This is a genomic window from Planotetraspora kaengkrachanensis, from assembly GCF_016862895.1.
GTDB classification, from domain to species: domain Bacteria; phylum Actinomycetota; class Actinomycetes; order Streptosporangiales; family Streptosporangiaceae; genus Planotetraspora; species Planotetraspora kaengkrachanensis.
On the sequence record NZ_BONV01000008.1, the window covers coordinates 112,350 to 134,461 of the forward strand.

The 22,112-nt window shown below is 71.5% G+C and carries 18 protein-coding genes; 10 read left to right on the forward strand and 8 right to left on the reverse strand.

Annotated features, from left to right (window positions below; all coding sequences use genetic code 11):
• Window position 1 precedes the first annotated feature (1 nt).
• Entirely contained in the window at window positions 2–580 is a 579-nt protein-coding gene (locus tag Pka01_RS12205) for a TetR/AcrR family transcriptional regulator (protein ID WP_203882805.1), read from the reverse strand.
• Between the two features lie 86 nt (window positions 581–666).
• Between Pka01_RS12205 and Pka01_RS12210 the strand changes: the two genes are divergently transcribed.
• The gene (locus Pka01_RS12210) at window positions 667–1,302 is read left to right on the forward strand and encodes an NAD(P)-dependent oxidoreductase (RefSeq protein WP_203882806.1); all 636 of its coding nucleotides are present in this window, start codon (window positions 667–669) and stop codon (window positions 1,300–1,302) included.
• A 132-nt stretch (window positions 1,303–1,434) separates the two neighbouring features.
• Complete coding sequence (locus Pka01_RS12215) at window positions 1,435–3,357, forward strand: serine/threonine-protein kinase (protein WP_203882807.1); 1,923 nt, start codon at window positions 1,435–1,437, stop codon at window positions 3,355–3,357.
• A 24-nt stretch (window positions 3,358–3,381) separates the two neighbouring features.
• Here Pka01_RS12215 and Pka01_RS12220 read toward each other — a convergent pair whose 3' ends face one another.
• Window positions 3,382–4,077 (reverse strand): PaaI family thioesterase, encoded by a 696-nt coding sequence (locus Pka01_RS12220; RefSeq protein ID WP_203882808.1) that lies wholly within the window; start codon window positions 4,075–4,077, stop codon window positions 3,382–3,384.
• Window positions 4,078–4,230: 153 nt separating this feature from the next.
• On the opposite strand from Pka01_RS12220, the gene Pka01_RS12225 reads away from it, so the two are divergent.
• Window positions 4,231–5,763 (forward strand): CHAP domain-containing protein, encoded by a 1,533-nt coding sequence (locus Pka01_RS12225; protein WP_203882809.1) that lies wholly within the window; start codon window positions 4,231–4,233, stop codon window positions 5,761–5,763.
• 119 nt (window positions 5,764–5,882) lie between these two features.
• Here the strand turns inward: Pka01_RS12225 and Pka01_RS12230 are convergent, their stop codons facing one another.
• On the reverse strand, window positions 5,883–7,001 hold the full coding sequence (locus tag Pka01_RS12230) for an acyl-CoA dehydrogenase family protein (RefSeq protein ID WP_203882810.1): 1,119 nt from the start codon (window positions 6,999–7,001) through the stop codon (window positions 5,883–5,885).
• 190 nt (window positions 7,002–7,191) lie between these two features.
• Between Pka01_RS12230 and Pka01_RS12235 the strand changes: the two genes are divergently transcribed.
• The 5 genes from Pka01_RS12235 (at window position 7,192) to Pka01_RS12255 (ending at window position 13,463) form a co-directional block, all read left to right on the forward strand.
• The gene (locus Pka01_RS12235; protein WP_203882811.1) at window positions 7,192–7,605 is read left to right on the forward strand and encodes an organic hydroperoxide resistance protein; all 414 of its coding nucleotides are present in this window, start codon (window positions 7,192–7,194) and stop codon (window positions 7,603–7,605) included.
• A 129-nt stretch (window positions 7,606–7,734) separates the two neighbouring features.
• Complete coding sequence (locus Pka01_RS12240) at window positions 7,735–10,329, forward strand: AAA family ATPase (protein WP_203882812.1); 2,595 nt, start codon at window positions 7,735–7,737, stop codon at window positions 10,327–10,329.
• 57 nt (window positions 10,330–10,386) lie between these two features.
• A complete protein-coding gene (locus Pka01_RS12245) occupies window positions 10,387–11,709 on the forward strand; it encodes an alkyl sulfatase dimerization domain-containing protein (RefSeq protein WP_203882813.1) in 1,323 nt (440 codons plus the stop codon).
• Between the two features lie 546 nt (window positions 11,710–12,255).
• Window positions 12,256–13,080 carry a HipA family kinase gene (locus Pka01_RS12250; RefSeq protein WP_203882814.1) on the forward strand — a complete coding sequence of 275 codons (825 nt, stop codon included), beginning with the start codon at window positions 12,256–12,258 and terminating at the stop codon, window positions 13,078–13,080.
• Window positions 13,077–13,463: a DUF3037 domain-containing protein gene (locus Pka01_RS12255; protein ID WP_203882815.1), complete on the forward strand. Its 387-nt coding sequence runs from the start codon at window positions 13,077–13,079 to the stop codon at window positions 13,461–13,463. Before Pka01_RS12250 ends, Pka01_RS12255 begins: the two co-directional genes overlap by 4 nt.
• Here Pka01_RS12255 and Pka01_RS12260 read toward each other — a convergent pair.
• From Pka01_RS12260 to Pka01_RS12275, 4 genes are all read right to left on the reverse strand, one after another.
• Window positions 13,444–14,286 (reverse strand): GNAT family N-acetyltransferase, encoded by an 843-nt coding sequence (locus tag Pka01_RS12260; RefSeq protein WP_203882849.1) that lies wholly within the window; start codon window positions 14,284–14,286, stop codon window positions 13,444–13,446. The two genes, Pka01_RS12255 and Pka01_RS12260, sit on opposite strands and share 20 nt — an antisense overlap.
• A gap of 90 nt (window positions 14,287–14,376) precedes the next feature.
• Window positions 14,377–15,990 (reverse strand): alpha/beta hydrolase, encoded by a 1,614-nt coding sequence (locus tag Pka01_RS12265; protein ID WP_203882816.1) that lies wholly within the window; start codon window positions 15,988–15,990, stop codon window positions 14,377–14,379.
• Between the two features lie 116 nt (window positions 15,991–16,106).
• Entirely contained in the window at window positions 16,107–17,270 is a 1,164-nt protein-coding gene (ispG, locus tag Pka01_RS12270) for a flavodoxin-dependent (E)-4-hydroxy-3-methylbut-2-enyl-diphosphate synthase (protein ID WP_203882817.1), read from the reverse strand.
• Window positions 17,271–17,600: 330 nt separating this feature from the next.
• On the reverse strand, window positions 17,601–18,206 hold the full coding sequence (locus tag Pka01_RS12275; RefSeq protein ID WP_203882818.1) for a TetR/AcrR family transcriptional regulator: 606 nt from the start codon (window positions 18,204–18,206) through the stop codon (window positions 17,601–17,603).
• 109 nt (window positions 18,207–18,315) lie between these two features.
• On the opposite strand from Pka01_RS12275, the gene Pka01_RS12280 reads away from it, so the two are divergent.
• A complete protein-coding gene (locus Pka01_RS12280; RefSeq protein ID WP_203882819.1) occupies window positions 18,316–19,281 on the forward strand; it encodes an oxidoreductase in 966 nt (321 codons plus the stop codon).
• Window positions 19,282–19,300: 19 nt separating this feature from the next.
• On the opposite strand, the gene dxr is transcribed toward Pka01_RS12280, so the two are convergent.
• Window positions 19,301–20,452, reverse strand: a complete 1,152-nt coding sequence (dxr, locus tag Pka01_RS12285; protein WP_308442236.1) for a 1-deoxy-D-xylulose-5-phosphate reductoisomerase — start codon at window positions 20,450–20,452, stop codon at window positions 19,301–19,303.
• Between the two features lie 136 nt (window positions 20,453–20,588).
• On the opposite strand from dxr, the gene Pka01_RS12290 reads away from it, so the two are divergent.
• Window positions 20,589–22,091: a hypothetical protein gene (locus Pka01_RS12290; RefSeq protein WP_203882821.1), complete on the forward strand. Its 1,503-nt coding sequence runs from the start codon at window positions 20,589–20,591 to the stop codon at window positions 22,089–22,091.
• The last annotated feature ends 21 nt before the right edge of the window (window positions 22,092–22,112 follow it).

Genomic DNA, 22,112 nt, shown 5'->3' on the forward strand with positions numbered 1-22,112 from the left:
CCTACCTCGGGCCGAGCCCGGCCATGAGCGTCGCGACGAAGCCGGGCGCCTTGTCGTCCGGCCCGAGATCGACGAGGGCCGCGAGAACGGCCCGGTGGAAGCACGCACCCATGAGCAGCGCCGCCGCCGCGTCCGGGTCCGCGTCCGCGCCCACCCTGCCGATCTTCTGCTCGTCCCGCAGATACGTTCCCAGCATCATGATGGGCAGATGCGGGCCGCCGCCCGTCTCCGCGAGCATCGCGCGGAAGCCCTCCAGCAGGGACCTCTCCGCGAGCAGGCCCGCGCTCAACGGCAGCGACCTGCGGTAGAACGCGATGGCCGCCCGGGCGAACTCCTCCAGGTTCTCCGCCACGGTCGCGAAGCCGACCTGGCCGCTCAGCCTGGTCACGGCGGGCGTCAGCGCCGGCATGCGCTCGAGCAGCACCGCGAGGAACAGATCCTCCTTGCGGCTGAAGTGCTTGTAGAGGAGGGCCTCGGAGCAGCCCGCGGCCCGGGCGATCTCCCGGGTGGTCGCCCGGACCAGGCCGAGCTCGTTGATGACCTGATCCGCCGCGGCGACGATGCGGTCGCGAGTGCCCACGTATGGCTCTTCCGGTATTGACGGGTAAGTGAACACTCACCACTATAGAGGTGAGTGAGTGCTCACTTACTACCACTGGAGGAACTGTGCGCATCATCGTCTTCGGTGCGACACGCGGCACCGGACTGCACTTCGTACGGCTCGCGCTCGCAAAGGGGCACGAGGTGGTCGCCGTCGCCAGGAGGCCGGAGGCGGTCACGGAGCGGCACCCGAACCTCTCCGTCCGCCAGGGTGACGTCCTGGCGCCGGAGACGCTCGACGTCAAGGGAGCCGACGTCGTCGTCTTCCTCGCAGGGCCGAGCGAGTCCGGCCCCACGCGGCTCTACTCACAGGGCGGCCGCAACGTCATGGACGCCATGGACGCGGTTCAGGACGGGGAGGGCGTCCGGCGGCTGGTGGTGGTGACCAACGCGCTCGGCGACCACCCGTCGGCAGGGCCGGTCCAAGGCCTGCTGACCCGGATGGCGCGGGCGACCGTGCTGCGTCACGTCCATCGTGACGCCCGCCTGCTCGAACGGGAGATCCGCGGCCGCGACCTCGACTGGACGGTGATCCAGCCACCTCGCCTGACCGACAGGGCGGCCACGGGCGTCTACCGCACCGCCGTGGGCGACTGCGTGCGGGGCGGGCTGACCATCTCCCGGGAGGACCTCGCCCAGTATGTGCTCGCGGCCGTCACCGCGCCCGAGACGATCAGGGCGACCGTCGGGATCGCGCACTGAACGCCGCTGCTCCGGCGGCCGCGACCCCGCGGAGGGGCGCCAGGACTACAACCATGCGGTGACATTATGCTCCGGTGACAATCCGCCTTTCGGATGAGACCTTGGTTCAGGGCTATCCGAAGGGGCCGCGTCATGAACGCCTGGTCGGTTCCCGGATACCGGGAAGTGCGAGAGCTCGGCGCCGGTGGCGCCGGCAGGGTCGTGCTGGCGACCTACTCGACCACCGGGGCCTACGTCGCGATCAAGTACCTGCATGACCGGCTGCGCGGTGACCCGCGTTTCCTGAGGGGATTCCGCCAGGAAGCCCGCATCATGGTCGAGCTGAACGACCCCGCCATCGTGCGGCTCTACGAGTACGTCGAGACGCGCCACGGCGCCGCGATCGTCATGGAACTGGTCGACGGGGTGCCGCTGCGGCGGATCCTGAGCGAGCACGGCGCGACCAGCCCGGAGGCCGCGCTGGTGGTGCTCAAGGGCTCGCTGACCGGCCTGTCCCTGGCCCACGCGTCCGGCATCGTGCACCGCGACTACAAGCCGGAGAACGTGCTCGTCCAGGCCGACGGGACGAGCAAGCTGTCCGACTTCGGCATCGCCACCCCCGGCACGGAGCCCGGCGTGCCCGCCGGCACGCCTCCGTACATGGCGCCCGAGCAGTGGAACGACGGCTCGGTCAGCCCGGCCACCGACGTCTACGCCGCGACCTGCGTGTTCTTCGAGTGCCTCACCGGGCGCAGGCCGTACCGGGCCGACCATCTCGCGGGACTGCGCCACCTGCACAAGACGGCACCGATCGCGGCGGAGGAGGTGCCGACCGCGGTCCGTGGCCTGGTGACGCAGGGCCTCGCCAAGAACCCCGCGGACCGGCCGCCGACCGCGGGAACGTTCCTCGGCGAACTGGAGGACGCCGCGGTCGCGGGCTACGGGCCCGACTGGGAGCAGCGTGGCCGACGGCGGCTCGCGGAACTGGCCACACTCCTCGCTCTGACGTTCCCCCTGGCCAAGCCGGCCGAGCCGGTCGAGGTGGCCACGTCGGTCGCCCGCACGGTGCTGACCGGCAGGCTCCGCTCGTTCCTGCCCCGGTTCGCGCTCGGTGGCGCGGTGTTGTCCGCGCTGGTCGTCGCCGCTCTGATCGCGGCGAACCGGCAGACGCCGGTGGCCGACGACTCTCCGATCGTGCCCCCCGTGCACGCGGAGGTCGCCGGCCCGTCCGCCTCGCCTCCGGCGGCCACGCCGTCCTCCTCACCGTCGCCGTCCCGCTCTCCGTCGCCCACCGGAACCGGCGCCTCACCGGGTGACCCTCCGGCCGGCGTCCCCTCCGGCCCGGCGTCCGCCTCTCCGTCCGGGCAGCCGTCTCCGCCCGGTGCCACTCCGTCTGTCACGCCGAAACCGGCGCGGCCGGAGGTGACCCGCCTCGGCATCACCGGATTCGACGGGCAGTCGGCGACGATCCGCGTTCGTGCTGCCAACGACAAGAAGGTCACGCTGACGGTCCGCTTCCTCGAGGGCCCGGCGCCGGACGACCTCAGGCCCCTGCCCCCGCAGGTCATCCCCCTGGCGGGCGCGACCTCCTATGACACGGGGGTGCAGCAGGGTTTCCCCACCCCCGAGTGCGACACGGCCGTCTACCGCCGGGTGGAGGCCACGACCTCTCCGGCGGCACCGGGCGGCACGCGGGCGGAGTCGCTGCGCGTCATGGGGTCGCCATGTCCCTCACCCACGGTGGACAGCATCAAGATCTCCAACTGGGACGGCACCGAGGTCGACGCCGACATCAGCACCGGCGGCACCGGTCCCGTCCGGGTGACCGTCGAGTTCAGCCGGAACGGCGAGGCCGTCGACAGGGTGACGCGCACGCTGCGCGGGCGGACGGCCTACTCCTTCAGCGCGAGCGCCGACCTCGGCCCGGCCGACTGCGCGCGGAAGGTGACGGAGTACACCGCGGTGATCACGACCGAGCCGGGCGCCGCGAACGGCCCGCAGCGCGCGTCGATCCGCAAGGTGTGCACCCAGGAGTCCGGCCCGCCGGCCAGGGGCGAGCCCGCTCTCCCGGCGTGATCACGCCCGTGCGCCCGCGCCCTCCTACGCGGGCGGCGCCGTCCCCGTCGCTGCCGTCATCGTCGGGGGCGGCCCGTTCACCGGCGCAGGCTCCTCACCTGGCTCGGCCGGTCGAATCCACATCTCCGGGGTGATGAACAGTCCGGTCGCCTCGACCAGCGGCGTGCCGTCGGGAAGGGCGATCGAACCGTCCGCCCACGTCTTGCGCCCCTCGCCGCGGGTGACCGCGGCCGTGGCCACGACCCGCTCGCCGTACGGCACCCGCCGCTTGTAGCGGATGGTCAGCGTGCCCGTCACGCCGCCCCGGCCGGAGGCCGCCACGGCGTCTCCGAGCAGGTGATCGAGGATCAACGCGCTCACGCCGCCGTGCACCCCGGCGGGCGGCCCCTCGTGGATGGGCCTGAAGTTCACCTCCGCGCGGGAGCCTCCCTCCGGTGGGCGCTCGACCTCCAGGGGCAGGGCGTGGGGGTTGCACGCGCCAGTGACGGCGTTGCCGAGATGCCGGAACGTTCCGTCAGGGGCGAACTCGTGCGGCAACGGGGTGTCGCGCCGGACGGCCCGGAGGCGCTCGGTGATGGCCACGAGTTCGGCGGTCACGGCCGCGATCTCGGTCTCGTCCACGTCGGTCAGCACGACCGCGTCCATCAGTTCCCTGGTCTGCTGGGACAACACCGCCAGGGCCGCCAGTTGCGCTTCCCCGTTGGCGAGTTCGATCGTCATGGCGCCGATTCTAGAACATGTTCTAGCCCGGCTCGACCGGTTTGTTCATGTTTAGGTAAATAAATTTGACTTTGTCTAGATATAGTCCGTTTTGCGAAGGTAGCGTCCCTCGTCACCAGGATCCCCTCGCCGAACGACAGGCCCACCCTTCGCATGAGCCCCGAGATGAAGAAACTCCTCCACCTCCTGCAGTCCCAGGTCGGGTACAGCGAGCACGCAGGGGGCTCCACCAAGTTCGGGCACTGGTACGACTCCGTCGAGAACGACGCCGACTACACCAGCCAGCCGTGGTGCGACATGTTCCTGTCGTGGGGGGCGCACAAGCTCGGCTACGCCCACTGGTTCGGGCAGTTCGCCTACACGGTCGGCCACGCACGGTGGTTCAAGCAGCACCACGCCTGGGGGTCCGTCCCCGTGCCCGGCGCCGTCGTCTTCTTCGACTGGGCGGGGACGGGCACGATCGACGGCATCGACCACGTGGGCATCGTCGCCTCGGTCGACGGGAAGAAGATCCACACCATCGAGGGCAACACCGGCGGCGGGGAGGTCCTCGAGCAGGTCCGCGACCAGAGTTCGGTCGTGGGATACGGGTACCCGGACAAGATCAAGACACGTCAGGACGTGAAGGTCGAGCAGGAGGCGCGAGCCGTCGCCGCCGCGACCGCCCACCAGACGATGTCACTGCCTCCGGCCGCCCCCCGGCCCGCCGCGACGCCCTCCCCCGCACCCACGACGCACCACCTGTCGCGCGCGAGCCAGGCGACGTCCGCGCAAACCGAACTCTCCGCCGCCCCCGCTCTGAGCACGGACTCCCTGGCGGGCGGCACGCCGGCGACCGTGCAGGCAGAGGTGACAGGCACCGCGCCCGGAACGTGGACGGCGGCCCACAGCGATCCCGACGCCAAGACGGTGTCCCGGACGACGACGCACACGGGCTCGTTGACGGGGTCGCACACGGTGCCCGCCGCCGTCTATGAGCCCGCGTCGACCAGGACCGTCGCCGACTTCCAGCCGCTCCCGAGCATCCCGCCGCAACTCGGCGAAACGGCGGTCATCACCCCGCTGCTCGTCGCGGTGCTGGCCGCCGCCTACTTCAAGATGCGCCGAGGTTCCGTACGGCATGCGGTGGCCGACGGGGACGCGCAGGCGGTCGTCGACTCACCGGCCCCGAGCCGTGCACCTGGGCACGGGGAGGCGGGAGAGCCGGGCGGATGGTTCATCCCCGCCCGGACGTACGCCGTCGCCGACCGGGCGAACCTGTCCGCGCGCCCACCATGGACGGCCGCGCCCGTGGACCGACCGGCCACGCCACCACCGCCGTCCCAGGAACAGCCTGATCAGAGTGCGACCTCCGACCAGCCTTCGCGCTCCCGACCGAGCCTCTACCAGGGCAGCGACGGTCTGGCCGACGCGCTCCAGGCCTTCTGGACCACGAACCTGGGGGACGAGATCCCGGACGGTCCGACCATCCCGATCCCGGCCGGCACGCCCGCCCCGGTCGAGCAGCCGGCATCTGCCGGCGAACCCAGGCCGGAGCATCGGGAAGTGCCGCGCGCGCGATGGGCGGACGGGTCGCCGGCGCCGGCCGAGCGCCCCGCGCCAGAGGCCGAGCGCCCCGCTCCAGAGGAGCGGCCGTCTCCCGTGCCTCCGCGCCGCACCAAGGGCGGGCGTCACCGCAAGTCCTGACTCCTCTCGCCCCACACGAGCTCTCACCCCACACGAGCTCCCGCCCCACGAGCCGGCCCGTCGTGATCCCCTGTCGCGAGTGGCGCCTCCCGCGGGCCGACTGGCAGCCTTCCCGGCGGTCACAGCTCCCGGGGCAGGCCGGATACGAGGGCGGAGTCTCCCAGGGCGGCGGCGCGCAGGCGAGCCCGATGGACCCCCGTGTCCCCGTAGGCGGATGCCAGCGACCACACCCGGGCAAGCCACAACGGCAGGGCCGGCTCCTCGGCGTACCCCGCGGACCCGTAGACGCGCAACGCCGTCTCCGCGGCCCTCGTCGCAGCTTCGCCCGCGCTCGCCTTGGCGGCGCTGACCACCCGGCCCAGCCCCGACGGCTCGACAGCGCCACGTGCGACCTGATCCACGACCGCCGCCGCCGTGTAGACGAGCGGCGCGGCGAGATCGATCGCGGTCGCGACGTCGGCGAGCCGCCGCGTGACCGCATGGAAGGCGGGCGTGGGCAAGCCGGACCGCCTCCTGCTTGCGGCGTGCTCGGCGGAGACCTCCAGCACGTGCCTGGCCAGTCCCACCAGCTGCCCGGCCACCGCGACGGTCGCCCCCGCCGACGCGAGCGCGGAGGCGGCCATCAGCGAACGGCCGGCCGAAGGACGGGCAGTCGAGAAGCGGTCCGTCGAGGGATGGCCGGTCGACGGGCGGGCCGTCTCCGCCGGACCGCGCTCTCCCTCCCCGACGGCCACGCTGAACAGGCGGCGCACGGGATCCGCCCCGGCCTGCGGCGTCAGCCGCACCTCTGCCGCGGGGACGACCTCCGTCTCGCCGTGCCGTTCCAGGACGAGCAGGTCGGCGAGGTCGGCGTCCGGTGCGTGGACCTGGTCACCGAGGCGGGCGGACACGCACAGCTTCCCCGCTGCCAGTTGGCCGAGCAGGTCCCCGTCGCGCACGAGCAGCGGGGCCACGACCGCCGTCTCCACGACCGGGCCGGGCAACGCGGCCCGGCCGGTCTCCTCGAACGCCAAAATGGAGCCGGCGAGCCCGCGGCCCAGGCCGTCATGCTCCTCCGGCACGAGCATGCCGAAGAACCCCAGGTCCGCGAGTTGCGGCCACGCGGGGAGCCGCCCCTCCCTTCGCAGGGCACGGCCCGCCTCCCGTACGGCTGCCGCGGGACAGTTCTCCGCGAGCACCTCCCGCACCGCGAAGGCGAACGCGAGCTGGTCGTCGGGGAAGGGGAAGTTCGTCTCCACACTTCGACATGTACGGCGTGCACGGGGAGCGCGCCATGGCGAAGGCTGCCAAGGCTGCACCGAGAGCCGGACATCACCCACTAGATGCGGATGAATCGGGATCCGCCTTAACCAACACACCACCGGGAATTATCGACACGACGTTGGGTCTTGTAGGCGACTGGTGACACACACATCTGAGGGAGACGACATGTCAGCGATCTACACCGCGGTCGGCACCGCCACCGGACGCGAGGGCCGCGCCCGCACGAACGACGGCAAGCTCGACCTGCGACTGTCCCGGCCCGTGGAGATGGGCGGCGACGGCGAGGGCACCAACCCCGAGCAGTTGTTCGCCATGGGGTACTCCGCCTGTTTCGCCAGCGCCCTCTCGCTCGTCGCCAAGCGGATGAAGGTGGACGCATCCGACGCCTCGGTGACCGCCGAGGTGAGCCTCCTCCCCGTGGAAGGCGGCCGGTTCGGCCTGGGTGTGGTGCTCCGGGTCGAACTGCCCGACGAGCTTCAGGGCGAGGTGGGCACCGAGCTTGTCGAGACGGCTCACCAGGTCTGCCCCTACTCCAACGCCACGCGCGGCAACATCCCCGTCGATCTCGTCATCGAATAAACACGGAACCGCTTGCGATCACGGCCATCCGGCGTCACATTTCCTGTGAACGTTCAAGCATTGCGCCGCGTCCTACTCGTACAAGAGGAACGGGTGTGAAGGGGGTGACCGCCGGCCGTGGATTCGCCTGTGGTCACTGTGGGCCGCGCCGACATTCTGGACAAGGTGGTCGCCGCGCTTTCTGAGACGCCGCGGATGGTCCTCATCGGGGGCGAGCCCGGCATCGGGAAGACGCATCTCCTCGGCGAGGTGATCGGGCGGCTTCCCGACTTCCGCGTGCTGCGCGGCCAGGCCAGGGAGCTCGACGGAGGCCTGGCCTACGCGCCGCTCGCGGGGGCGTTCGCGATGCTGGCCGAGGAGGCGCCGAGCGGCCTCGCCGAGCTGTACGGCGCGATCGACGAGGCGGCGCTCGGCCACTCCCCCGTGGCCCCTGCCGTGCTCGCCGCCCAGCTGCTCGAATCTCTGCCCGGCCGCACGCTGGTCGCCATCGACGATCTTCACCTCGCCGACGCCGACACGCTCAGCGTGCTCCGCCGGCTCCCGCGCCTTGTCCCGCGCGTGGCCGTCCTGGGCACCGCGCGCCGGCCTCCTGCCCTCGAGGTGGACCTGGCCGTCCGGCTGGAGCCGCTGTCGATGCAGGAGGTGGCCGGGCTCGTCACCACCGTGCTCGGCCGCACGCCCAGCGAGACCATCGTCAGGCGCGTGCACATGATCAGCCGGGGCAACCCGTGGTTCGCCCAGGAGGCGGTGCTGAGCCTGGTCCAGGGCGGCGCCGTGTGGTCGGCCGACCCGGGCGCCCGGCGGGGCGCCATCCTGCGCCGCCTGTTCCAGCGCGACCAGGGCGGCCGTACCCTCGCGAGGGTGCTCGCCGCGTTGTCGCGGACGCGGGAGAGCACCGACCTCGAGCCACTCGCCGAGCTCGCCGGCCTCGGGGCGCGCGAGGCGGAGCACGCCTTCGACGGCCTCGTCCGCGACGGCGTCGTCACGCGCACCCCCGAGGGTTACGCCCTGGCCCACCCGCTCGTCGCCCAGGCCCTGTACGACGACCTCGGAGTGACGGAACGGCGCAGGGTGCACACCCGGATCGCCGAACGCCTGCAGCGGGAGGGGCTGGCCGGGACCCGCCGCGTCCTCGAGTGGGCCGCGCACGTCGCCGAGGGCGGCTCCCCCGACGAGGCGCTGAAGGCGATGATGCACGCCGCCAAACTCACCCGCTGGACGGCGCCGCTGTCGGCCGCCCACTGGTACGGCAGGGCTGCGGAGATCGCCGACGACAAGGGCGACCTGCTGGCCAGGCAGGCGATGTCCTACTGGAAGGGCTCCCGGCCCGCGCTGGCGCTGAACTCGGGGCAGCGTGCGCTAGCCGTGCTGCCCCCGGGGCGCAGGCACACGCGCACGGCCTGCACCGCCGTCGCGGCCGCCCACGCGATGGGATGGTACGAGGTGGCCCTGGCCGTGGCCGCACGGCAGCTTCCCCACGCCGACGACCCGACGGCGCTGCTCGCGCAACAGGCGCTGATCAAGGCCGAACTGGGCCATCCGGACGCCGATCTGGTCCGGCGCGCGCAGGAGGGCCTGCCCGACTGCCCGCCCGAGGATCGCGTCATCGCGGCAGGCTCGCTCGCCATCCGGGCGGTGATCCAGGGCGACTGGGCGGCGACGCAGAGGTCCGTCGACGACCTCCTCGGATACTCCGCGGCCCTGCCGCCAGGCGCCCGGCTGGCGGCCCTGGAGTCCGCCGCCCACGTGATGTCCGTGGCCGGGCTGCGCTCGCGGACCATCGATCTGCTCGCCCAGGCTGAGCAGATCCACCGGGGTCTGGGCTGGCACGACATCGCCGGCCAATACGTGCGGACGATGGCGGTGACGCGGCGGCTCAGCGGCGAATGGGACCAGGCGCTCGACGAGATCGCCGCCGGCGCCGGCGCTATGGCGGAGGCCGGGCTGCTGGAGAACCTCGGGCTGCTGCGGAACATCCAGCTCGACATCCTGCTCGACCAGGGCAAGACCGACGAGGCGGAGGCCGTCCTGGCCGACCCTCCGCCCGAGTGCCCCATGCAGACGGGGCTGCGCAGCACGTCACGGGCCAGGCTCGCGCTGCTGCGCGGCGACCGGGCCACGGCGCGGCGCGAGCTGGACAACGCCGTCGGGTGCGGCATCCCCGACGTGCTCCACCGGGCTCTCGCCGTACAGGTGCTGCTGCACGTGTCGTCGGGCGACGAGGCGTCGGCGCGCGGGGCCGCCGCGCGGCTCGCGGAACACGCGGCCACCGGGACGCCGCGCGCGCAGCTCGCCGCCGACCTGGCGATGGGCCGCGCGTTCGGCGACCGGGCCCGGGCCGACGCGGCGCTGGAGAAGGCGCGCGCGGACGGCCTGCCGTTCGAGGAGGCGCAGGCCCGGTTCGTCCTCGGGGTGCTCGGCGACCACATCCAGCTGACCCGGGCTCACTCGATCTTCGTCAGACTCGGCGCGACGCCGTGGCAGCGGGCGGCGGAGCGCCGCATGCGCGAGGCCGGGCTCGCCCCCACCGCCGACAGCGGTCTGACCCCGAGCGAGCGCCGTGTTATCGCGCTGGTCGCCGACGGCCTCAGCAATCCGCAGATCGCCGAGGAGCTGCACTACAGCCGCAAGACCGTGGAGGTCTACCTCACCCGCGTCTACGCGAAGACCGGCCTGCGATCCCGCGTGGAGCTGGCGCTCGCCGTGGAACGCGGGGAGCTCTAGGTGTTCTAGGGACCTCCCTACTGCCGTGGGAGGCGAGCGACCGCGAGTATCGAGGACATGACTTCGCCGATCCTCGAATACGCCGACAAGGTGTGGCGTGGGGTGGTGCGCGCCGACGAGGTGCCCCTCAGCGTCCTGCGCGCCGCCGGCGCCCAGGAACTGACGCACGGCGTGGCGATGTGGCCCGCGTTCGGCAACGTGTACGCGGTCCGGGGCGACGAGGGCCTGGCGCTGTTCGACACGGGCAACGCGGTCGACGCGCCGGCCATGTACCAGGCGATCAGGCGGTGGTCGGACCAGCCCATCAAGTACGCGATCTTCTCGCACGGCCACATGGACCACGTCGCGGGCACCGAGGCGTTCGACGAGGAGGACGGGCCCAGGCCCATCGTCGTCGCCCATGAGGGCATCGCGAGACGGTTCGCCCGGTACGGCAGGACCGCCGGCTACAACTCGGTGATCGACCAGCGCCAGTTCGGCTTCATCCGGATGAGCTGGCCGACCAATTACCGGGTGCCCGACCTGACCTACCAGAACCGGATGAACCTGTCGCTGGGCGACGTCACCTTCCAGTTGCGGCACGCCCGCGGCGAGACCGACGACGCGACCTGGGCCTTCCTGCCCGAACGCGGCGTCCTGCTCACCGGCGACCTGTTCGTGTGGGTGGCGCCCAGCGCGGGCGGCCCGCAGAAGGTGCAGCGCTACCCCGACGAGTGGGCCGTCGCGCTGCGCAAGATGGCCACCATGAACGCCGAGCTGCTGCTCCCCGGGCACGGACTGCCGATCGCGGGGGCCGATCGGGTGCGGCAGGCGCTCGTCGACACCGCCGACTACCTCGACAGCCTGGTCGAGCAGACACTCGACCTGATGAACGCCGGCGTCCGTCTGGACGAGATCCTGCACACCGTCAAGCCGCCGCGGGAGCTCGCCGACCGGGTCTATCTCAAACCGTTCTACGACGAGCCGGAGTTCATCGTCCGCAACATCTGGCGCCTGCACGGCGGATGGCACGACGGCAACCCCGCCCATCTCAAGCCGGCGCCGGACGCGGTGTTCGCCAAGGCCGTCGCCGAGCTGGCCTCGGGCGCGGCCTCGCTCGCCGGGCGGGCCATCGTGGCGGCGGCCGACGGTGACCTGCGGCTCGCGTCCCAGCTCGCGGAGCTCGCCGCGCAGGCCGACCCCGAGGACCACAAGGTGCACGAGATCAGGGCACGCGTCTACGCCCTTCGTGTGCAGAACGAGACGGGTGCGCTGGCGCGCGGCATCTTCGCCTGGGCGGCGGCCGAGTCCCGAAGCAAGATCACTGGCCTGGACATCCTCGACGTGTACCACGAGGTGGCCGGCGGCCAGATGTGGTGGATACCGGGCGCTGCCCGGTGACCCTGCCAGGCGGGCGTGCGGAGGGGTCACGCCCGCCCCGCAGGTCTTCTCCACCCCCCACTCGCCGTGATCATGCACACATTCGGTGACATGCCCACCGACCTGCACTCTCTTTGTTTGTGATCATGCACAGGTTCGTGCAATCCCCGCGCGACCAGTGCATTCACTGGTCGTGATCATGCGCACATTCGGTGACGTGCCCGCCGACCTGCAGATCGCTCGTTCGTGATCATGCACAGGTTCGGCGCGACACCACTCGACCTGCGCGTACGCCTACGGTGATCATGCAGTTGAGCAGACGTCCACACCCCCGCCGGCACAACCGCCTCTCGCACGACGAGCAAACACTGCATGATCACGAAATGGATCCAGCCAGGCCAGGACCCGAGTCTCCGAAAGAGTGCATGATCACGCCTCGCAGAGAACCAGGTCAACGGGGACCTCTCCGAACTCGTGCATGATCACCAACAAAGAAGGGACAGCTCGCAGCGCAGGCCGCCGAACCTGTGCATGATCACACCAAGGTGGGGGCGGTAGCCTCGTCTCGTGCTGGATCAGATCACGGCGACGAGATACGTCACTCCCCTGCGCGAGGGCGGCTCGCTTCCCGGCGTACTCGAAGCCGACGACCTCGGCACCTATGTCGTGAAATTCCGGGGCGCAGGCCAGGGTCGTCGCGTCCTCGTCGCCGAAATCATCTGCGCCGAACTGGCACGGCGGCTCGGCTTCCTCACCCCCGACCTCAAGGTGATCGACCTCGACCCGCAGCTCGGCGTACGCGAGCCCGACGAGGAGATCCAGGATCTGCTCACCGCCAGCGCCGGCCACAACCTCGCGGTCGACTTCCTCCCCGGCGCGCTCGGTTTCGACCCCCTGGCCTGGGAGCCCGACGCCGCCTTCGCCTCGCGGCTGCTGTGGTTCGACGCCCTGATCCACAACGTCGACCGCAGCTGGCGCAACCCCAACCTGCTGGTGTGGCACGGCGACGTCTGGCTCATCGACCACGGCGCCGCCCTGTGGTTCCATCACAACTGGCCGACCGCCGACCCCCGGCGACGCTACGACGCGAACGATCACGTGCTCGCGCCCTTCGCGACCGAGCTCGCCGCGGCCGACGCCGATCTCAGCGCCCTCGTCACCCGCGAACTGCTCGACGAGGTCATCGGGCTGGTCCCCGACGAATGGCTCGACGGCGAACCGGGCTTCGCCGACGCCTCCGCCGTACGGCAGGCCTACGGCGACCACCTGTTCGCGCGAGCTCAGGGCCCGAGAGAGTGGCTGCCCGACCTCACGGCGTCCCCGCCCGTGCAACGGCGCCAGGAGAGCACCATCGGCGGTTTCTGGCGCGCCACGCGAGGAGGACGGGGATGAGCCGCGACGTATACGAATACGCCGTGATCCGCGTGATGCCGAGCGTCGAGCGCGGGGAGCTGGTCAACGCCGGAGTGATCGTCTACTGCCAGCCGCGCGGCTACCTCTGCGCCCGGGTGGAGCTCGACGAGGCCCGGCTGCTCTCCCTCTGCGCCACCGTCGACCTCGCCGGTGTACGGCACGCGCTCGCGGCCTACGAGCTCGCCTGCGGCGACGAGGCGGGACCCCTTCGCAAGGAGTCGCTCGGCAGCCGGTTCCGGTGGCTCACCGCGCCCAAGAGCACGATCGTGCAGACGGGCCCGGTGCACGCCGGGCTGACCGGGGACCCCGCGGCCGAGCTCGACCACCTCATGGGCCGGCTGGTCAGAACAGCACGGACATGAACGTGTCGACCTCGCGGAAGCCGACCCGCCGGTAGGCCGCCCGGGCCGACAGGTTGTAGTCGTTGACGTAGAGCGTCACGAGCGGCGCGAAGTACTTCAGCGCCTGCTCGACCACGGTGGCCATGCCCGCGACGGCGTGGCCGCGCCCGCGGAAGTCGGGATGCACCCACACGCCCTGGATCTGGCACGCCTGGGGAGTGACCGCGCCGATCTCGGCCTTGAAGACGACCTGGCCGTCCTCGATCCGGGCGTAGGAGCGGCCGATGCGGATCAGCTCGGCGACCCTCGACCGGTACAGCGCCCCGCCGTCGCCGTTGTCCGGCGAGACGCCCACCTCCTCGGTGAACATGGCCACGCACGCCGGCAGCAGGGTGCCGAAATCCTCGGGCTTGACCCGCCGTACGAGCGGGTCGGGCTCGGCCGCGGGCGCCGAGTCGGTCACCATGACGGGCTGCGCCCACCTGATCGCGCGGGCTCGCCCCCAGTGCGGTTCGAGACGTTCCCACATCTGCTCGACGGCGGTCGCGGGCCCGACGATCGAGGAGCAGCGCCTGCCCTGCTTGCGCGCGCGGTCGGCGAAAGCCTGTACGGCCTCCCGGCCGGCGTTGATCGGCACCAGGTTGGCACCGGCGTAACAGAGGGACACGAGGCCACCGCGCGGCCCGACACCCCACATCTGACCGCCGAGACGCGCGGGGTTCAATCCCACGGTTCTGACCCGAGAGGCGACGAAAACGTTGGCGACCGGATCGGCGTCGAGGAGCGCGAGCACCTCTTCGCGATCATTGTCGTCGAGCACGCGCGACGCCGATGTTCGCAGCATCACGGCCCCAAGCCTACGCGAGCATAACGGCATTTGGAGTTACCGATCAGACACGACCGGCAGCTCACGCTCGTGGATGCCCGCCGCGGCCTACCGGATCGCGGCCACCGGTGGGCCCGCCGACAGACGGGTCACCGGCCGGGGTTCGCGCTGGGCCGGGCAGCTGCCGGCCGTGCTCCTCGCCGCCCTGCGCTCGGGGGGCAGCGTCGCGTCCCGCAGATACGCGGCGAGATGGCGGTCGACGCACGGGTTGCCCGCGAGCGACACACCATGATCGCCGCCCGCCTCGGTGAGCAGGTGCGCGGTCGGGAAGAGCCTGAGCATGCTCAACGCCCCCGCGTACGGCGTGGCCGCGTCGTGCACCGACTGGATCAGCAACATGGGCGGCACCTGAGAGGTCCCCACCTTGACCGGTGTTCCGCCGCGTTCGGGCCAGAACGCGCAGGGCAGGTTGTAGACCGCGTTGGGCCAGGCCATGAAGGGCGCCTTCTCGCTGGCCTTCTGGGCGTCCGCGCGCCACCGCTCCCAGTTTCGCGGCCATGCGGCGTCACGGCACTGGACGCCCAGATAGACCGCGTAGGAGTTCTCCTCCTTCGCGTCCACCTTCGAATCGCTGTGGAACAGCGCCACCAGACCCGTGACCTCGCCCTTGAGGACGTAGTCGGAGAACGCCTGGGCGAGCCTCGGCCACAACCGGCTGGAGTAGCCGCCCGCCGTGAAGATGTCGTCCAGTTCGCTGGAGCCGACGACGCCTCCGGCGGGCCGCGCGTGGAGCCGGGCCCGCATGGCGTACCAGGCGAAACTCACCGCCGCCTGCGAGTGGCCAAGGCGGTACACGCTCTCGTTGCGCGCCACCCACGACATGAAGTCCCTGTGCCGCCGGTCGAAGCTGTAATCCTGGGCGATGTTCGTGTCGTACCAGACGCCGGAGGGGTCGACCACGCTGTCGAGCACCATCCGGCGGACCCGCTGCGGGAACAGCGTGGCGTAGACGGCCCCCAGGTACGTGCCGTACGAGTAGCCGAGGAAACTGATCTTGTCCTCGCCCAGGGCCGCCCGGATCGAGTCCATGTCCCGCGCGGTGTTCTCGCTCGTGAGGTACGGCAGGAACCAGGCGTACCGGTTGCCGCAGCCCTGCGCGTACGCCCGTGCCCGGGAGACCAGCAGGTCCTCGTCCGCCTTGACGCGCGGGATGTTGTCCGGACGCGGCGCGGCGTAGAAGCGCTCGGGATCGACGCAGCTGAGCGCGGGCTCGCTCGCCCCCACTCCCCGGGGGTCGAAGCCGATCACGTCGAACCTCGCGGCCACGTCCCTCGGCAGGGTGGCCGCCACGTATCTCGCCAGCGACCGGCCGGACGCGCCCGGCCCGCCGGGGTTGACCAGCAGCACGCCGAGATGGCCGGCGTCACGGCCGGCCGAACCCCTGACCCTGGTGAGGGCCAGGGAGATCTGCTGACCGAGCGGCTCGGAGTGGTCGAGCGGCACCCGCACCCGCGCGCACTCCATCGTGCCGGGCGGCGGCTCGGTCCGCGGGAGGGGCTGAGTCCCCGAGTTCAGGGCCGTGCTCAGCGGCGACGTCCCGTTCTGGTTGCACGGCCCCCAGGCGATCTCACGGGCGGGCGCGGCCCGCGCCCCGTCCGGCCCGATCCCGAGCACGGCACCCAGCATCGCGACACCCGCGACCACCCCTACGACCCGCTTCACCGGCATGCTCCCTCTGCTCATACGGCAGAGGCCAGCTTCCCGGACGTGATCGTGCGGCTACCCCGCGCACACAGGAACGGTTGACACGATGTAGCGAACCGGTTGCGTACTGTAAATCAGCGGACGACGACCTCGGGGCCGGGGGCGTCGTCTTCGAGATCCACGTCGACGCCCATCTCCTCGGCCAGGCGCAGGGCCTCCTCGATGAGGGTCTCCACGATCTGCGACTCGGGGACGGTCTTGATGACCTCGCCCTTCACGAAGATCTGGCCCTTCCCGTTGCCGGAGGCGACACCGAGGTCGGCCTCCCTGGCCTCGCCGGGTCCGTTGACGACGCATCCCATGACGGCGACCCGCAGCGGCACCTTGAGCCCCTCGAGACCGGCCTGGACCTGCTCGGCGAGCGTGTAGACGTCGACCTGTGCCCGGCCGCAGGAGGGGCAGGAGACGATCTCCAGGCCACGCTTGCGCAGGTTGAACGACTCCAGGATCTGGATGCCCACCTTCACCTCCTCGACCGGAGGCGCGGACAGCGAGACGCGGATGGTGTCGCCGATCCCCTCCGCGAGCAGCGCGCCGAACGCGACGGCCGACTTGATGGTGCCCTGGAAGGCAGGACCGGCCTCGGTCACGCCTAGGTGCAGCGGGTAGTCGCAGCGCTGGGCCAGCAGGCGGTAGGCCTGGACCATCACGACGGGGTCGTTGTGCTTCACCGAGATCTTGATGTCGCGGAAGCCGTGCTCCTCGAACAGCGAGCACTCCCACAGCGCCGACTCGACCAGCGCCTCGGGGGTGGCCTTGCCGTACTTCTGGAGCAGGCGGGGGTCGAGCGAGCCGGCGTTGACGCCGATCCTGATCGGGGTGCCGGCGTCCTGGGCGGCACGGGCGATCTCGCCGACCTTGTCGTCGAACTTCTTGATGTTGCCCGGATTGACCCGGACCGCCGCGCAACCGGCGTCGATGGCCGCGAAGACGTATTTTGGCTGGAAGTGGATGTCCGCGATGACCGGGATCTGCGACTTCTTCGCGATCATGGGAAGCGCGTCCGCGTCGTCCTGCGAAGGCACGGCGACCCGCACGATCTGGCACCCCGACGCGGTGAGCTCGGCGATCTGCTGCAGCGTCGCGTTGACGTCGGAGGTCAGCGTGGTGGTCATCGACTGCACCGAAACGGGTGCGTCACCACCGACCGGAACCGAACCGACCATGATCTGCCGGGACACCCTCCTCGAAGCGATCGGCTGGGATCTAACCGAAGGAATGCCGAGATCAACAGACATTTCAGTCCCTTTTGCGCTGGCTATCGGGCGACGTCATCAGTTTAGGCAATGCAGCGGGCGCGCTGAGCGGCAGCCGGGTGTCACAGGATGGCGGTGCCATCGCCGTTCACGCGCCCTCTCCCGTCTGACCTGGGACGACGTCCAGCGGCCGGCGCCCCTGGCACCCCCGGTTCCTTCGTGCGCCGGGATGATCCGCGTCGAAGTCCGGAACCCGTGAACGCTCCACCCGACCGGCGATCCACCTACTGCCCCATGAGCCCGACCGGCGATCCACCTACTGCCCCATGAGCCCGACCGCCGCCACCCGTCCTCACGCGGGCCTCGGTCCATTCAGTCCTGCCGGGCTCGGAGCCCCTCGCACACCACAGCGACGAGCCGGCCCAGCGCTTCGCCGTGGGTGTCGTCCGCCTCGCGCGAAAGGCAGCCCGCCATGAGGGCCTTCACATCCGGATACGTGATGTCGGCCCGCACCGCACCCGCCTCCTGCGCACGGGCGAGCATGGTTCGTAGCCGGCCCCGCACGTCGTAGCCGGCCTCGCCGGCGGCGGTCTCCACGTCATAGCCGGCGCCGGCTAGGGCTTCGGCCAGTCCACGGTGCTGCGCGCCCTCGTGGACCAGCGTGGCGAAGAAGGTGAAGAACGCCGTTCCCGCGTCGTGGCCTTCGGCGAGCGCGTCCGCCTGCCCGGTGAGGTGCTCCATGCGGTCGAGCAGGATCGCCGCGAACAACTCCTCCTTCGTGGGGAAGTGGCGGCTGACGGTGCCGGTGCCCACGCCGGCGCGGCGGGCGATCTCATGCACCGGCACGGACAGTCCCTCTGTCGCGAAGACCTCGGCCGCGACCTGCAGCACCCGGGCACGGTTACGCCGGGCGTCGGCGCGAAGCGCCCTGCCGGGCTTCTGGCCGTCGGCATCGGTCGCGGCGGGCGGGTTCGCCATCGCGGCGCGGCACCTCATCTCAACCATCGACAAACGGGATGGCCGTCCCGTATCGTTCGAAGAACCGGGATGACTGTCCCGATTCTACTCGATCGAATCGGAGCATCGGATGACCCTGAGCACCAGGCGGCGCTGGACGTCCGCCGAAATACCCGGCCAGCGAGGACGCACCGCGGTGATCACCGGCGCGAACACAGGGATCGGCTTCGAGACCGCCAAGCTGCTCGCCGAGCACGGCGCCACAGTGATCCTGGCCTGCCGGAACGCCGACAAGGCGGCGAAGGCCGCGACCGCCATCACCGCGTCGGTGCCGGATTCGACGGTTCACACGCTGCAACTCGACCTCGCGTCACTGGCGTCCGTCCGGAGCGCCGCCGAACGGCTCCGGGCCGAACACCCCCGGCTCGACCTGCTCATCAACAACGCGGGCGGGGTCAGGCCGCGGTACACGGTCACCGAGGACGGCTTCGAGTCGACCTTCGCCACCAACCACCTCGGCCCGTTCGCGTTCACCGGGCTGATCCTGGACCGGCTGCTGGCCGTACCCGGATCCCGGGTCGTCACGGTGAGCAGCATCGGGCACCGCCGGGGCGCCATCCACTTCGAAGATCTGCACTTCACCCGCCGGTACCGGTACACGCACGCGTACTTTCAGGCCAAGCTGGCGAACCTCATGTTCACCTACGAGCTGCACAGGCGGCTGGCGGCGTCCGGCGCGCCGACCGTCGCCGTGGCCGCCCATCCCGGCAACGCGCGCACCGAGTTCGGCCGCGAGATGCCTCTTCCTGTCAGGGTCCTGATGCGCCCCCGGTTTCGGATGATCACCTGGTGGCTGATGCAGAGTCCGCAGGTGGCGGCCTTGGCCGCGGTACGCGCCGCAGTCGACCCGGACGTGCGCGGCGGCGAATACTACGGCCCGCCGGGCCGAGCCCAGTTCACCGGACATCCCGCCCGGGTCGAGTCCAGCGCCGCCTCACACGTCGCCGCGGCACAACTCCGCCTGTGGCAGGAGTCCGAACGGCTGACCGGAGTCGCCTACCCCCTCAGCGAGAGGGCACGTGTCGCACCGTCCTGAGCCGTCCTGGCCCAGCGACTCAGCCCACCAGTTCGGCGGCCCGCGCCCTGGCCCAGGAATCGGCCGCGAGGACCTCCTCGACCGACGACGCGGGGCCCGCGGAATGCTCGGCCACGACCCGCTCCACGGTGTCGACGATGCCGAGGAACGGCAGGCCTCCCTTGAGGAAGGCCTCCACGCACACCTCGTTGGCCGCGTTGTAGACAGCGGGAGCCGTGCCGCCCGCGGCCCCGACGTGACGTGCCAGCGCCACAGAGGGGAACGCCTCGTCGTCGAGCGGATCGAAGGTCCAGGTGTGGGCGGCCGTCCAGTCGACCGCCGGACTGGCGTCGGGCACCCGCTCGGGGAAGCCGAGGGCCAGCGAGATCGGCAGCCGCATGTCGGGCGGGCTCGCCTGCGCGATCGTCGAACCGTCGGTGAACTCCACCATCGAGTGGATCATCGACTGGGGGTGGACCACGACCTCGATCCGGTCGAAGCCGATGTCGAACAGCAGGTGCGCCTCGATGACCTCGAGTCCCTTGTTGACCAGGGTGGCCGAGTTCACGGTGATCACCGGGCCCATGCTCCACGTCGGGTGGTTGAGCGCCATCTCCGGCGTCACATCGCGCAGCTCCGCCCGCGTCCTGCCGCGGAACGGGCCGCCGCTCGCTGTCACGATCAGGCGCCGTACGGCTTTCGCCTCGGCCCCGGACGGGCCGGCCGCCCACAGGCACTGGGCCAGGGCAGAGTGCTCGGAGTCGACGGGCAGCAGCCGTCCCGGAGCAGCCAGGCGCTTCACCAGGGGCCCGCCGATGATCAGCGACTCCTTGTTGGCGAGGGCGAGCACTCGCCCGGCCTCGAGGGCCGCGAGCGTGGAGGTCAGCCCGAGCGCCCCGGTGATCCCGTTGAGCACGACGTCGCAGGGCCAGGCGGCGAGCTCGGCCACACCCTCGGGGCCGGCGAGGATCTTGGGCCTGACGCCGTGCGCCGCGAGCGCCTCGGCCAGCGCCGGCACGGCTCCCGCGTCGGCGACGGCCACCGCCTCCACGCCGTACGCGGCCGCCTGGCGGGCCAGCAGATCCACTCTGCCGCCGCCGGCCGCGAGTCCCACCACCCGGAACCGGTCCGCCGCGCGGGCCACCACGTCGAGTGCCTGAGTGCCGATGGAGCCCGTCGAGCCGAGCACCACGATCGACCGGGATTGGGAAGTCACCGTCCCATTGTCCCCGAGGAGCGGGACGTTCACGGCACGCGCGGAGCCAGGCGATGCACGATTTACCGAAAGTAGTCACACGGCCACTGGTGGTGGTCCAAACTCGGGTGCCATGACTCCGAGCCTCCCCCTGCTTGCCGTCGTCACGCTGGCCGCCGGGCTTCTGACGCCTCCCGCAGGTCAGGGCGATCCCGTGACGGACATCGTGGAGCACGCCGTCGCACCGGCGCTCGGCGGCTACTGGACGCCCGAGCGGATGGCGCGGGCGATCCCGATCGACCTGCTGCCCGCGCTCGGCGACGTGGGCGGCGCAGGGAAGATCGGCGGGATGGCCCGGGAGGTGCTGCCCGCACCCGGCGGAACCGGCCGTGGACCGGCCGCAATCCTGCCGGCGCCCGTCGGCGGCCTGGACGGGGCCGGCAAGGCGCTCCCCCGTGATCTCACCGCGCGCGACCTGACCGCCGGGGCGAAGGAGCCCTCCCGCGCGGAGAAGGCCGCGCGCGAGACGACCGCCCACGAGAAGACCGGCCCTCTCGAGACCGGCCCGGCCGCGACGCTCACGGACCCCGCGAAGAGGCTCGCGACGCCGGGTAAGGCGCTCGCGACACCCGGGAAGACGCTCACGAAGCCGGGGAAGACGCTCGCCAGGCCGAAACGCACACTCGCTGTTCCGGGCCAGGCGCTCACGAATCCGGATCTGCTCGCGGCGGGGCGCCTACTGCCGCCCCCCGCGAAGTTCCTGCGCGACCACGGCCGCCCACTCCCACGGGGGGCCGAGCCGGCGGGCACCCTGCGGCGTGGCCTCGCCCTGCCAGGCGCGGCGGTGCGGGAGACCGGCGACGCGGCGCGCCTGAGGCAGTTCAAGTCGGCCGGGCAGGCCGTGGCTCCCGGCTCGGCGAGGGGCAAGGCCGCGATCGCCGCTCCCGCGTCCACCACGAACGGCTCGCACTGGGGGTCGGGCGGCTCGGTGACCAGGACGACCGGCCGGGTCTTCCTCACCATGAAGGGCGTCGACTTCGTGTGCTCCGCCAGCGCCGTGCGCAGCGCGAACCGCGACGTCGTCGTCACCGCCGGCCACTGCGTGAAGGACGGCGCCGGGCCCTGGGCGGAGAACTGGACTTTCGTCCCCGGCTACCAGGGGGGCCGGCAGCCGTACGGCGCCTACTCCGCCCGGCGGATGTTCGTGCCCGGACCGTGGTCGCGAGGGGGCGACGACGACTACGACATGGGCATGGTGGCGGTGACCCGCCGCGACGGGCGGCACCTGACCGACCTGGTGGGCGGGCAGGAGATCGGCTTCTACCCCAAGCGGGGCGTGCGCACCTACGGGTTCGGGTTCCCCGCCGACCCGCCCTATGACGGCGAGCACCTGCTGTACTGCGCCGGCACCGTCCACGGCGACCCGCAGCGCCAGACCCAGGACCAGGGCCTGCGGTGCGACCTGACTGCGGGCGCGAGCGGCGGGCCGTGGCTCACCGACTTCGACCCCGCGACCGGTCGCGGCACGCTCACCTCGGTGAGCAGCTTCAAGTACAGCAACGACCAGGGCACGATGTACGGGCCCTACTTCAGCACGGCCGCGAGGGACCTGTTCCGGCTGGCCGAGGGCGCCTGACGGAGGCCCAGGTCCGCCGGA

Coding starts and splice junctions, on each gene's coding strand:
- Pka01_RS12215 (WP_203882807.1), top strand. CDS start 1,435: ATGAACGCCTGGTCGGTTCCCGGATACCGGGAAGTGCGAGAGCTCGGC.
- Pka01_RS12220 (WP_203882808.1), bottom strand. CDS start 4,077: ATGACGATCGAACTCGCCAACGGGGAAGCGCAACTGGCGGCCCTGGCG.
- Pka01_RS12225 (WP_203882809.1), top strand. CDS start 4,231: ATGAGCCCCGAGATGAAGAAACTCCTCCACCTCCTGCAGTCCCAGGTC.
- Pka01_RS12235 (WP_203882811.1), top strand. CDS start 7,192: ATGTCAGCGATCTACACCGCGGTCGGCACCGCCACCGGACGCGAGGGC.
- Pka01_RS12245 (WP_203882813.1), top strand. CDS start 10,387: ATGACTTCGCCGATCCTCGAATACGCCGACAAGGTGTGGCGTGGGGTG.
- Pka01_RS12255 (WP_203882815.1), top strand. CDS start 13,077: ATGAGCCGCGACGTATACGAATACGCCGTGATCCGCGTGATGCCGAGC.
- Pka01_RS12260 (WP_203882849.1), bottom strand. CDS start 14,286: ATGCTGCGAACATCGGCGTCGCGCGTGCTCGACGACAATGATCGCGAA.
- ispG (WP_203882817.1), bottom strand. CDS start 17,270: ATGTCTGTTGATCTCGGCATTCCTTCGGTTAGATCCCAGCCGATCGCT.
- Pka01_RS12275 (WP_203882818.1), bottom strand. CDS start 18,206: ATGGCGAACCCGCCCGCCGCGACCGATGCCGACGGCCAGAAGCCCGGC.
- Pka01_RS12280 (WP_203882819.1), top strand. CDS start 18,316: ATGACCCTGAGCACCAGGCGGCGCTGGACGTCCGCCGAAATACCCGGC.
- Pka01_RS12290 (WP_203882821.1), top strand. CDS start 20,589: ATGACTCCGAGCCTCCCCCTGCTTGCCGTCGTCACGCTGGCCGCCGGG.